Raw genomic sequence first — 12814 nt, forward strand, 5'->3', positions numbered from 1 at the left:
ATGTGCGCAAGAACCTGTGCGATATCAGTGCAGGATGCCCAATTTTCCCCCTCCACTCATCGGAAAGGTGCGCATCGTGCCTCATTCCGCGCGGATGAACTCCACCGATGCCAGGCTCCTGCTCGCCCTCACCGAGCATCCCCGGGCCACCACCGTCGCGCTCGCCAACCAGGCCGGCCTCAGTCGCAACACGGTCCAGGCACGCCTGACCGCACTGGACCGCACCAACGCCGTGGGCTCCTTCGAGCGCCGCATCGACCCGGCCGCGCTCGGCTACCCCCTGACCGCCTTCGTGACCACCCGCGTCGTCCAGCGGCGACTCAACGAGGTCGCCGCCGCGCTCGCCGCCATTCCCGAAGTCCTCCAGGTGCACGGCCTGACCGGCGAGAGCGACCTGCTGGTCCACGTGGTGGCCACCGACGCCGAAGATCTGTACCGGATCGCGGGCCAGATCCTCGACAACCCCGGTGTGGAGCGCACCAGCACCGCTCTCGTCATGCGCGAGATGGTCGAATACCGCATCACCCCGCTCCTGCGGCGGGCCGCCGCGGAACGACCCGGGACACCGCAGTGACCGGATCCCTGCCGGCCGCCGGTCGCGGCCTGCGAGCACAGCCTCGATGACGCTCCCGTACGGCACAACGCGACGCGTCGAGGAGTCCTCGATCGGCGTCAACGACGAGGCCGCCGTCTCTTTCGGGCTCTTACCCGACTGCTCGCGCCCGCTTACGCCTGAGCCGCACGAAAAGCGATGCCGGACCCGGCGTGGGACGTTCGACGTGCCACCGGCCTGTCAGCACGACGTCACAACGGGCCGGAAACCTCGCTCCGTAAAAGAACTCATTAGAGGGGTTCTTGTTATCACATATCACCGCTACGGTGGTGCGCATCACAGGCTCCTGAAAACGCCAAGAGTGACGTCGATGCCGCCTGCGCGAATCCGACGGAAGAGTCCAGGGAGATCTGCCATGCCCGCGAGCCCGAAGTTCGCGCACGTCGTTTTTCAGACGTCCCAGCCGCGGGAGATGCGCGACTGGTACTGCGCCGTCCTTGACGGTCACGTCGTCTACCAGGACGACGCCCTTTCGTTCATCACGTTCGACGAGGAGCACCACCGAGTCGCCCTGATCCACCCGGCCGTCCCGCTCAAGCGAAGGACGCCTGACACGGCCGCGATGCATCACGTCGCCTACACGTTCGAGCCCATCGACGACCTGCTCGCCAGGTACGTCCTGCTACGTGATCAGCCGATCCTGCCGGCGGTCTGCATCGCGCACGGCGTCACCACCTCGATGTACTGCCGCGATCCCGACGGGAACATGGTCGAGATGCAGATCGACCGGTTCGAGGAGCCGGGCGACGCCACGGCGTACATGAAGGGACCGGAGTACGCGGCCGACTCCGTCGGTCCCTCCTTCGATCCGGAGGCACTTCTCAAGGCTCGACACGACGGTGCCACGGCGGAGGAGCTCTCCGACCGTGCCTGGGCGCTCAAGGCCGACCTGCCCGACCCGATGCCCGTGCTCATGGGCGGAGGCGATTGATCGAGGAAGCGCCGTGCGCGGCGAAGGTGGGCGTCGGCCCGTCTGACGGTGCCGAACGGGATCGGCGGCAGCGGGACCGCCAGGTCACCCGCCGGCCGGTCGCGAGGGGAAAGGGCCGGCCAGTTCGCCGCTGGGAAGACCGATCGGACGGGCGCTTTATGAGCGTTCCCGCCCATGGCCGCGCGGAGAGCCGCCGAGGGAGTTCGGAGGGGCTGAGCGGGGCAGGCCCAAAGCGGTGAGGCGCCGCACCAGGGCCTCGCGGTGTACCCAGACCCGACGACCGCCGTCGTGGCCGGTCAACGTGGCGGCGCGGACTTCGGTGATGACATGGGAGTGGGGAGCTCGGCGTGGACGACTTCCTGCGTACAGGAAGATCAGCCCGGCCTATGCCTGGCCGCTGCCGGGCGGCTCAGGGCGGGTCCGCGGCGGTCTGGTGCCGCACCTGCCCGCCGAGGTCACGGGTGACGATCGTGCTGGTCTTGACGATGTCGTCGCTGAGCCGTCGGGTGAGACTCGCCGTGAGTTCGCGGCTCGGCAGCGCCATGCCCAGCACGAGGGCGAGCCCGTTCCCCGGCCCGAACACCGGGGACGCGATGACGGCCAAGCCGGGGATGATGGCGCCGGTGGTTACGGAAACCCCTGTTCTGCGAACGTCGTCGGTGAGTTCGGCCAGCTCCGAGTCCGTGTAGGTGCGTGTCTCACCGCGTCGCTGCTGGCCTTTCAGAACGGGCATGGTGATCGCCTGAGGGAGGTGTGCGAGGCAGACCCTTCCGACGGACGAGTCGGCCAGGGGGAGGACCGATCCCACGCGCACCGCGATCGGGAGGGGATAGGCGCCGTAGTCCCATCGGATCAGTGTCGGTCCGGCGTCGCTCCAGGTCGACAGACTCACCGTGTGCTGCGTGCGGTCACGCAGCTCGACCGCGTGCTGTGAGGCGATGCTGGCCTCGTCCACTCGTCTGAGCGCCTCGATACCGAGACGCCGGACCGCGCTGCCGAGGGTGTAGAGCCCGGAACCCTTCTCCTGCGCGGCCAGCCCCGCTCGTACGAGGCTGACGAGGTAGCGGTGCACCTTGCTCGGCTGCAGATCGGCCAGCTTGGCGAGGGTCGAGAGAGAGACGGGCCGCCGTGCCTCTTCAAGGGCTGTGAGGACCTCCATCGCAACCTCAACGGACTGGATGCCTTGTCGCGCGTCGCTGGACATGGCTCAAATATAGCGTTCTGAATTATGCTTTTTGTTCACCAATGAGAGATGTACGGTGCGGTTCGCATCGACGCAGGAGGTTCCCGGTGGTCACATGTCCAAACGAAACCCGGCCATCGACAACAGCGGATGTGGAGTTGGCTCGGCGCTGATGCAGCGTGTCTCGTCCATGTGGATCCGCGCAGGGCTCGTCATCTCCCGTGGCCGCCGTTTCAGCTCGCGTGTGGCGGACCGGGCAGGTCACCAGGTGACCGGCAGGTCGTACAACCCGCCGGTGAGCCGCTCGGTGTGCAGCCGCAGCTCGTCGGCGGGGACGGCGAGTCTGAGGTCGGGCAGCCGGGCGAACAGGTTTGTCAGGGCGATGCGGAGCTCCACGCGGGCGAGGCTCGCACCGATGCAGTAGTGGGCTCCGTGTCCGAAACTGAGATGGGGCGTGGGGGCCGGGCGGCCGGGGTCAAAGACCTCGGGGTCAGGGAAGGCCTGCTCGTCGCGGTTGCCGGCGAAGGTGGAGAGAATGACGGCGTCACCGGCGGTGATGGTGACTTCGCGCGGGCCCTCGCCGATCGTGATGTCCTCACGCGCGTAGCGGGCCAGGCCGAAGCCTTCGGGGGTGGCCAGGCGCAGGATCTCCTCAATGATCGGAACCCGGCTGGCCGGGTGCTCGATCAGGGTCGGGATCACGCCGGGGTTTTCCAGCAACAGCAGCGCGCCGATGCTGATCCGGTTGACCGTGGTCTCATGGCCGGCGAACAGGACACCAGCGACGATCATGGCGAGTTCGGCGTCGGAGAACGTGGGATCTTCGTGTTGAGCCTGTACGAGGTCGGTGATGACGTCCTCGCCAGGTTCGCGGCGCTTGACCGCCGCAAGTTCTCCGGCGTAGTCGAGCAGCTCGCCGATGGCGGTCATCGGGTCGTCGCCGGTCATCGTGGCGGAGCGTTCGGAGAGGTCCTTGAAATGGTCGCGGTCGGCGTAGGGCACGCCGAGCAGTCGGCAGATCACGTAGATGGGCAGTGGTAGGGAGAGGTGTTCGTGCAGGTCGACGACCGCGCCGCCGCCACCGGCGGCGATCATGTCGTTGAGCAACGTGTCGGTCAGGGACTGCACGTGACCTTCGAGCGTCCGCATCCGGCGTGCCGAGAACGACGGCACCAGTACCCGACGCAAACGGGCGTTGAAAGCGGGCTCGGCGGCGAAGTCGCCGGTCGGCCCGCCGTTGAAGCCCGAACTGGAGATACGGGATGCCTTCTCCGGCTCCCGGTGCGAGCGGCCCAGTCGCGGATCGCCGAACAACGCTCTGGCCTCGACGTAACCGGTGACGAGCCAGGCCGGATCCCCGGCCGGGGTCAGCACGCGGGTGATCGGGTGGCGGGCTCGCAGGTCTGCCCATACCGGGCCGACGTCGAGCACACCGGGGCGATCGAACGGCAGACGCGGAAGATCCATGGTGTCGGCAGTCATGACAGCTCCTGGGGTCGCGTGGTGATGCCCTCCCGCACTATACGCATAAGTGGGAATGGATTGTCAGTTAGGGGAGGAAGTGATCTAGTTCAGGCCGGGGGCAGCGGCCGGCTGGACGACTCCACGCGACAGCCGTCGAGCAGCAAAGCGAGATAGCGTCGCCAGCTCATCGGCTGTTCGCCCTGCGGCGTGGGGACCGCCACCATGGTCGCCACGACCATTGCGATGAGCGACGGCAGATCGGCCGAGTCGAGATCCGAACGCGCGACTCCGGCCGCCTGTGCCCGTTGCAGAGCCCGCCCCAACGGCTGGAGAAAGGACTCCGTCACGGCCTTGGTGACCAGTTCGGTATCTCGAACCACCTGCAGAAGCGTCGCGTTGGCCGCCGCCGTGATGATCACGGACTCCAAGCCGCCGACCAGGCCTTGCCAGGGGTCTGGGTGTTGTGTCGAGACGGCGACGAGAGGCTCGATTTCTTCGGCGATGAACCGGTCGAACACCGCACTGATCAGCTCCTGTCTACCGGCGAATCGCCGATAGACAGTCGACAACCCGACCCCGGCGTGAGCGGCGACGTCGGCGAGCCCGAAGTCGAGGCCGACCTGATCGATCACCACGCGTGCCGCATCCAGGATGCGTTCGTGGTTGCGGCGCGCATCAGCACGCAGATCAGGAGCAGATGCCGACGAGTTAGACATGGCCATAGTCTCGCCGACACGCTTGACGCCCTCTACCGCGACGCACACCTCCCGGCTCGATCAATCGCCTGACGGGCTCTTCACCCGGACTCGACCAGGCGTCCCTGGCAATGATCCTGCTCGAAGAGCGACCGGAATCCGCACCGGCCCAGGTCGCTCTTGGCATGACTCTGCTACGCCGTTAGGCACCTACTCAGTAGCCCGCCTGGTCACCGGTGATGCCTGGTTCGCGGTTCGCCGAGCCGGGGCTCCGGGGTCTTCATGGGCCGATCATCGCGGTGTCGAGGTGGTTGCGGATCGGGGCTGAGAAGCCGTTGAGTTTCCCCCGAAACTGACAACGTTGTCACATGGGACATCCATCCATTCCGCACCACGCGTCGTCAAGATCTGTGCGGATAAACGTCTGTGTATCGCGAGTCGCCGGACGGTCATCCTCGTCTGGAAATGCGGCCTCGGAAAGTCCATGAGTTCCATGCGTGTCGGGTGCGGGACGAACCCCGGTCCCAGCTGGGCCCACGACGGTTCGAGCGCGACGCGATGGAGAACCGATCCGCCGGTTTCGGCGAGGTGGGGACCTTGTCACGGAGCCGGGGAACGCGACCGCGGAGGAGAGCCGCGATCACTCGGTGTCGGCTCGCGGCGGCCGTCCAGCAGTGGTCTTCGCAGACGAAGTACCGCCCTGGCCCGCTGATCGGAGCGGGCCAGGGCGGTGAACATCTGATCGGAGCGGGCCGAGGTGGTGAACACCTCCGCGGCCTGGTGGCCAGGCCCGCCACTGTGAGGGGCCGGGCCACCCCGGTTACGGCAGGCGCCACACCTGGGCGGCCGAGGAGTTGCAGTCGTAGATCTGCAGTTGGATTCCGTTGGCGGGGTTGGCGCCGGGTACGTCGAGGCAGCGGCCGGACGGCGGGTTCACGAGTGTCCCGCCGGGCCTCGGCCACCACTGCTGGGCTCCGGTGCCGTTGCAGTCCCACAACTGGACCTTCGACCCGTTCGCCCGGGCGCTTTGTGAGACGTCGAGGCAGCGGCCCAGCGCGCGGACCGAACCGTCGGAGGCGAGGATCCACTGCTGCGCGGGCGATCCGTTGCAGTCCCACAGCCGGACCAGGGCGCCGTTGGCGCCGGTGGCCGGATCGGCGTCGAGACACTTCGCCGACAGCCCCGAGACCGCCCCGGATCTCGGCGGTGTCGGACCGACGTCGTAGGACGGCGGCGCGTCAGCCGGCGCGCTGCCCCATCCGGTGTTCGCCGCCGTGCCGAGGGTGAAGTCGAGCGTGCCGCCGGCGGCGACAAACGACTCCGGCAGCCACGGCCGGGTCGAGGCCTGCCCGTTGACCCGCAGGCTCTGCACGTATTTGGCGCTGTCGGAGGCATTGGGCGCGGTGATGGTGATGGTCTTGCCGTTGCCTCTGCTGATGGTGGTCTCGGGGAACTGCGGGCTGGCGAGCACCAGGTCGGCCTTGCCGGGCGCCTGCGGGTACATGCCCAGCGCGGCCCAGACCGCCCATGACGACATCTGGCCGAGGTCGTCGTTGCCGACCAGCCCGTCCGGTGTCGGCTTGAAGATCGTCGTCAGCGCGCGGCGCACTACGTCCTGGGTCTTGTGCGGGGCGCCGGCGTAGGTGTACGCCCACGGGGTGTTCAGGGTCGGCTCGTTGCCGAGGTAGGCGTAGGGCTTGTCCGGCCCGCCGTTCAGTTCGGTGAAGAAGGTGTCCAGCCTGGACAGGACGGCGGCGTTGCCCCCCATCGCGTCGAACAGGCCGCGGTGGTTGTAGGGCACCATCCAGGTGTACTGCGCGGCGTTGCCCTCGACGTACTCGTTGTGCTGGAGCGGGTTGAACGCGGGGAAGGTGGTGTCGGTGTTGCGGGGCTGCAGGTATCTGCTGCCGGAGTTGAAGAGGTTGCGCCAGTTCTGTGCCCGCCGCAGGAACGTCTCGGCGGTCGCGGTGTCGCCGATCCTGGCAGCGAGGCGCGAGATGGCGAAGTCCGCGCTGGTGTACTCCAGCGTGGTCGAGGCCGAGCCCCAGACGTCACCAAGCCCGGTCGGCACGTAGCCGTAGGTGTCGTACTGCAGCCAGCCCGGCCGCTGGCGCACGTCCTTGGTGCCGGCGACGAGGCGGCGCAGCCCGTCGGCGCTGTCGAAACCGGTCGCCCCGAAGGCGTGCGCGGTCGAGATGATGATCGCCAGCGGGTCGCCGTTCATCACCCCGGTGCCGCCGTTGGCGACGGTCCAGCGGTCGAAGTAGCCGGCGTGGGCTCCTTGGTTGATCGCCGACTGCGCGATGTCGGCCGCCTCCTTCGGCGCGATCAGCGCTATCAGCGCGATCTGGGAGCGGTAGACGTCCCAGCCGGAGTAGTTGGCGTACTGCGCGCGGCCCGCCGGTACGGTGCGGATCTGCCTGTCGAAGCCGATGTAGCGGCCATCGGTGTCACTGAACACGTTGGGGTGCAGCAGCGAGTGGTAGAGCGAGGTGTACAGGGTGCGCCGCTGGGTGTCGGTCCCGCCGGTCACCGATATGCGGCCGAGCAGGTCGTTCCATGCCGCCCTGGTGCCGGCCCTGATCTCGTCGAATCCTCGCGCCCCCTGCTCGGCGGCGAGGTTGGCCTTGGCGCCGTCCAGGCTGACGAACGAGATGCCGACCCGGACCGTGACCGTCCGCTGGGTAGCGGTGTCGAAGGAGACAAAGGCCGACGCGGCGAGCGCCTGGGCATCCGCGCTCTTGGTGGTGGGAGCGGCGGCGGGTACCTTCCCCTGCTGTTTCGCGGTCTTCGGCGCGGGAGGGGCCACCCCGGCACTCTCACCGGTGATCGTCTGCTTGGTCTCGTCGACCTTGCCGTCCGCCCCGGCCACTCCCGAGGTGGCGAAGGGGCGGTCGAACGCGGCGTGGAAGTACAGCCGGTAGCGGTTTCCGGCACCGCAGAAGCCGCCGCTGTCGGTGTATCCGGAGATAGTGTCAGTGCCGATGGTGAGCGATCCGCTGGCCGCGTTGAACGCCTTCGCGACGTCCACCGAGAGCGAGGCCCGCTGCCCCGCCGGATAGGTGAATCTGCCCATCCCGGACCGGGCCGTCGTGGTGAGCTCGGTCCGCAGGCCGTTGTCGAACGTCACCGAATAGTAGCCGGGCGACGCGGACTCGCCTGCGTGGCTGAAGGTCGAGTGGCTGACCGGGGATGCGCCGAGGGTCGGCATGAAGGGGATGTTGCCGAAGTCGCCGCACCCCGGACCGGACAGGTGGGTCAGGCTGAATCCTCTGATCCGGTTGTCGTCGTAGTGGTATCCGCCATGCTGGTAGGTCACCGTGTCCGGGCTCCACTGCAGCATGCCGAAGGGCGCGTCGGCGCCGGGGAAGGTGTTGCCGGCGCCGCCGCCGTGCCCGAAGTCCGGGCCGCCGGGTCTGGTGCCGACGAACGTGTTGACGTACTGGGCGGGGTCGCTGATCGCGACCTGCGCGGCGGTGGCGGGGGCCGGTACGACAAGGGCGCTCAGGATGAGGGCGAGCACGAGTAGGGCACGCACTGTGTGCCTCCTGCGGGGTGACAACGATGCCGGGAATCGATCATTCACCGGAGGGGGGACATCGTTGTCTTCAATGAGAAGCTGATCGGATAATCGGCTGGAGGTTTGCCGCTGTCAACAACTTTCGTCAAAATTTCTTCTTCGTTGCAGCTCATGAACTGATCGCGGTAGTGCTAAGAGTGCGTGAACGATTCGGCCGAGATCACGGACGTGTCATGGCTCTCGCGGTGATCTTGACAACGATGTCCAGCGACTGCCTATCTTGGGTGTGATGCGCGGCACCGGCCAGTCTCTTCCGGTGGGCTGGATCGCCGTGGCCTCATTGTGCGAGCGAGGCCCGTCGCTGGTGGACTCCGGCTCCAAATTTCCACGAAGGGGGCGCAGGTCAGCAGGCATTCGCCGCATCCTTCTCCGGCGGACGGCCCAGCGCGCGCCCCCACCGATGGCCCGCCCGTCGTCCGACCTCCGGTCAGGTCTTCAGCCTCTCCAACCGCGGCGGATGAGCTTGGTGCCGATCACGGTCTCCGAGGGCCATGAGTCGTCCCCACCTATCCTGTCGAAGAGCCGGAGGGCGGCGATGCGGCCGAGCTCTTGGACGTCGTAGGCGATTAAGGTCAGCGGGCGTGGCATGAGCGTGGACAGCTTGAAGTCGTCGAAGCCCACCAGTGTGGCGTCGTGGCCGCGGCGGCAGAGTTCGCGGATGGCGCCGACCGTGATCCGGTTGTTGCCGGTGAAGAACGCGGTGGGCGGGTCGGCGCCGTCGAGCATGTTCGCGACCACGCGGACGGCTTCCTCGGGATGCCTCACCCCAACCCGGACCAGGGACTCGTCATAGGGAATGCCCGCTTCGGTGAGTGTCATACGCACTCCGGCCAGGCGTTCGCGCGCGGTGTAGATGGCCGAGGAGTCGGTGATGACACCGATCCGGCGGTGCCCGGCCGCCAGCAGGTCCTCGATGCCGGCCCGGGCCCCCTGCGCGTTGTCGATCACCACACTGTCGGCCAGGATGCCGGACGGCGGCCGGTCCAAAAAGACCACCCGCATGCCCATGTCCATCTCGGACCGGGTATAGGAATGGTCCGATCCGGCGGGCACGATGATCAGCCCGTCCACCCGACGCTGGCACAACTCGAGGAACTGGCGTTGTTCCAGCTGGGGATCCTCCTCCGAGCTGACCGTGATCAAGTGGGTGTTGTGGGAGCGCGCCACTTTGGCCACCGCCGCCGCGATCACCGAGTAGAAGGGATTGGCCAGATCCTCGATGATCAGCCCGATCGTCGCGGTCCGCCGGCCGGAGCGCAGCGAACTGGCCATGTCGTTGCGCCGGAACCCGAGCTCGCTGATCGCGGCGAGCACCTGCTCGACCAGCTCGGGCCGCACCGTCGGCACATTGTTGATGACCCGGGAGACCGTTTTCGTGCTGACGCCGGCCGTGGCCGCCACATCGGAGACCGTGGGCCTTCGCGACTTGTCCCTGCCCACCGAAGTCCTCCTGCCGAGGGTGCGTGCTCGTCCACGGTCCGCGTCGTCTGCTGCGACGGGGGTGATAACGATATCCTGGCTAAATGTAATGCTCTGCGGCGAAAGTAAGCGTCGGTTCATACAAGGCCGGCAAGAGCGGGCCGCCGGGTCGCTTGAAGCCAGGGCGATCACTGCCGGCCGATCCCGGTGCGGGGGTGAGGATGAGGGGGAGTTGCTTGACGCCGACAGAGGTTGCCGGTTCTGGTCGGGCCGCCGGGCGGGCGGAGCCCCGGCAGGCACCTGCGGATTCGAGCGATTGTCCCAGCCATCGCATTGGCGCTGTTCAAGCGTGGTGCGGCGGAACGGGGGAGCGGGCACTCTGTCCCGGGCGCCCGGCGCCGGGTCCCACGTGATGCAGTACCTGTCGCGGACCTCTTGTCGGGCGGTTACGTCTTAACGTGCCTCTGCCGTATGTGCGGACATCGTTGTCCCGATGGGAACGACGACAGGACGAAAATGGATCTCGATGCTCCCGTGAGGACCTCGGAAGTGAGGGGCTTGCGGGAATCCGGTGACGGCAGGTCGAGAGAGCGCTCTCTGAGGCTAGTCAGCGATCGTTATCACGTCAACGCTCAGGGAAATTGCCACCTTTCTGTCACTTTTGTCTGCTTTATTCTCATAAAAGTTTCTCGCGAGAAATAATGCTCGATGTCTACTTTCGTCGGCTTTCGTGGGCAAGGACATGGTTCGCCGCGCCTCCCGAAGCGGTCCCGCGACCAGCGGGCCACTCGCTCGGACGTGCGGTCACCCGGAAGATCGGCTGTAAAATGCCTGGTCACATAGCCTGATCCGCGCTTTCGGCCTGCCTTCGGTCACCGCCGCAGGAGCGGTCGCCGTTTCTAACAATCATCAAGACAACGTTGACAAACGTTGGCAATTTCCTCTTTGCTTACGGCATTCGATGTCCCGTCGGTCCGGTGACAGTACGTCTGTCCGATCCTGGAGCCGTAACGATGAAAACGATGGCATCTTCCGCTCACGCTGTGCGTCATCCTCCTAGGACTCACCGTACCGACCACGACTGCGGCCCCAGTGATGGTCGCCGAGCCCGCCACGCCGGGAGACAGCCAAGCCAGGACATCGTCGTCCTTCGATCGGCCGACGAGCTTCGACCGCGATTCGCCCTCGCCGTCGAAGGGCCGGGCACAGTCGGCGGTGGGTACCAGTGAGCGGCATGCCTGTCGCTCCGGTGTCCAGAAGGTGTTCCGAAGGTTCGGGACAGTGCGTGGCCGGCGGCACCCGGCCCTGATCCGGGCGGCACCGGTGGCATCGGCCGGTAACAAACCTTTCCACCCCCCTGAATAACGCACCCGCCCCTGCCGCGGCGGACCCCTTTCACGGCCATGACGGCCTGCCGGGGTCCCGCCCTGGGACGATGCGGACGAAAGGATCGGCTATGCGATGGAAATTCAGGCGGTTCTGGGCCGCCATGCTCGGGTTCGTCCTCGCTACCGGATTGACGGTGGCGACGGCCGCGCCAGCTCAGGCGGAGTCGAACGGCGGCGTGCGGGTCATGCCGCTCGGCGACTCCATCACCGACGGGTTCAACGTATCCGGCGGCTACCGCGTCGGTCTGTGGCAGCGGATGGTCTCGGGGCAGTACACGGTCGACTTCGTCGGGTCCGGGTTCAACGGGCCGGCCTCTCTCGGCGACCACGACCACGAGGGCCACTCGGGGTGGCGGATCCACGACCTCGACGCGAACATCGTCGGCTGGCTGCGCAACTCCGCCCCCCGCACCATCCTGCTGCACATCGGCACCAACGACATGGGTCAGAACTACGACGTCGCGGGCGCGCCGGGCCGGTTGTCCGCGCTCATCGACAAGATCCGGGCCAACGCGCCGGTGGTCGAACTCTTCGTCGCACAGATCGTCCCGGCGGGTGACCCCTCGCTGGAGGCGCGGATCCGGACCTTCAACGCGGCCCTGCCCGGCATCGTCGCGCAGAAGGGCCCGATGACCCACCTGGTCGACATGCACTCGGGCTTCACCACCGCCGACCTCGCCGACGGCCTGCACCCGAACGCGGGCGGCTACGACAAGATGGCGGCACGCTGGTTCTCCGCGCTGCAGTCGGTGCCCGGCAGCCTCACCTCGGTGACGATCCCGCCGGTCGGCACCGCCGTCTCGCTGTCCAACCCGCAGTCCAACCGCTGCCTGGACGTCTTCGGGATCAACACCACCCCCGGCACGCAGGTCCACATCTGGGACTGCAACGGCCAGAGCAACCAGCGCTGGACCCGCACCGCCGCCGGTGAGCTGCGCGTCTACGGCGACCGCTGCCTCGACGTGAACGCCAACGGCACGGCCAACGGCACGAAGGTGCAGATCTGGGACTGCAACGGCGGCCCGGCGCAGAGGTTCACCTTCACCACGAACGGCACCGTCGTGGGCGCCGGGTCGGGCAAGTGCCTCGACGTGAACGCCAACGGAACCGCGAACGGGACCCTGGTCCAGCTGTGGGAGTGCAACAACACCGGGGCGCAGCGCTGGTCCGTACGATGACTCCCGCTGTGGAGGCGTCCGCGCGGACGCCTCCACAGCGACTGAACATCCCGGGAACCCGTTAGCCGGATCGGCCCCGGGCCCCGCCACGGCCGATTCGCCGGCCGGCGCCCCGACCCACTCAGCACCGCCGCGAAACGCTCCCGCGGGTGCGGTCCCGCACCCGCGAGAGGTCACGCGACAGGCGGGAACCATGGACGGTTCCCGCTGACTTTCCCGGCGAAAACGAGCCAGGATGACGCTCCCCACCCGGTCGGCGTCGCCATCGGCGGCCGGCGATGCCGACGATCGTCCCGCCTTGCTTTGCAACCCCCTCGATGAGCTCAACCTGGAGGAACTGTGCGAATATCCCCCTCGATCGAT

Annotated in this window: 8 protein-coding genes; 3 read left to right on the plus strand and 5 right to left on the minus strand. The window is 67.3% G+C overall.

The genetic code is table 11. The features are described 5' to 3' along the window. Positions 1–94: 94 nt before the first annotated feature. Positions 95–574 carry an Lrp/AsnC family transcriptional regulator gene (locus tag ACSC1Q_RS41605; RefSeq protein WP_436764261.1) on the plus strand — a complete coding sequence of 160 codons (480 nt, stop codon included), beginning with the start codon at positions 95–97 and terminating at the stop codon, positions 572–574. A 394-nt stretch (positions 575–968) separates the two neighbouring features. Continuing rightward, positions 969–1544 (plus strand): VOC family protein, encoded by a 576-nt coding sequence (locus ACSC1Q_RS41610; RefSeq protein WP_436764262.1) that lies wholly within the window; start codon positions 969–971, stop codon positions 1542–1544. 409 nt (positions 1545–1953) lie between these two features. On the opposite strand, the gene ACSC1Q_RS41615 is transcribed toward ACSC1Q_RS41610, so the two are convergent. The 5 genes from ACSC1Q_RS41615 to ACSC1Q_RS41635 all read right to left on the minus strand — a co-directional run bounded on the left by ACSC1Q_RS41615 (position 1954) and on the right by ACSC1Q_RS41635 (position 9906). After that, the gene (locus ACSC1Q_RS41615) at positions 1954–2748 is read right to left on the minus strand and encodes an IclR family transcriptional regulator (RefSeq protein WP_436764263.1); all 795 of its coding nucleotides are present in this window, start codon (positions 2746–2748) and stop codon (positions 1954–1956) included. Between the two features lie 240 nt (positions 2749–2988). After that, positions 2989–4209: a cytochrome P450 gene (locus ACSC1Q_RS41620; RefSeq protein WP_436764264.1), complete on the minus strand. Its 1221-nt coding sequence runs from the start codon at positions 4207–4209 to the stop codon at positions 2989–2991. An 89-nt stretch (positions 4210–4298) separates the two neighbouring features. Then, positions 4299–4907, minus strand: a complete 609-nt coding sequence (locus ACSC1Q_RS41625; RefSeq protein ID WP_436764265.1) for a TetR/AcrR family transcriptional regulator — start codon at positions 4905–4907, stop codon at positions 4299–4301. A 799-nt stretch (positions 4908–5706) separates the two neighbouring features. Continuing rightward, positions 5707–8424, minus strand: coding sequence for a lectin (locus ACSC1Q_RS41630; RefSeq protein ID WP_436764266.1), 2718 nt, complete (start codon positions 8422–8424; stop codon positions 5707–5709). A gap of 477 nt (positions 8425–8901) precedes the next feature. Continuing rightward, entirely contained in the window at positions 8902–9906 is a 1005-nt protein-coding gene (locus tag ACSC1Q_RS41635; protein WP_436764267.1) for a LacI family DNA-binding transcriptional regulator, read from the minus strand. 1435 nt (positions 9907–11341) lie between these two features. Between ACSC1Q_RS41635 and ACSC1Q_RS41640 the strand changes: the two genes are divergently transcribed. Further along, positions 11342–12451, plus strand: coding sequence for an RICIN domain-containing protein (locus ACSC1Q_RS41640; RefSeq protein WP_436764268.1), 1110 nt, complete (start codon positions 11342–11344; stop codon positions 12449–12451). Positions 12452–12814 lie beyond the last annotated feature (363 nt).

It is taken from the genome of Streptosporangium heterodermiicola (genome assembly GCF_051390675.1).
GTDB lineage: Bacteria > Actinomycetota > Actinomycetes > Streptosporangiales > Streptosporangiaceae > Streptosporangium.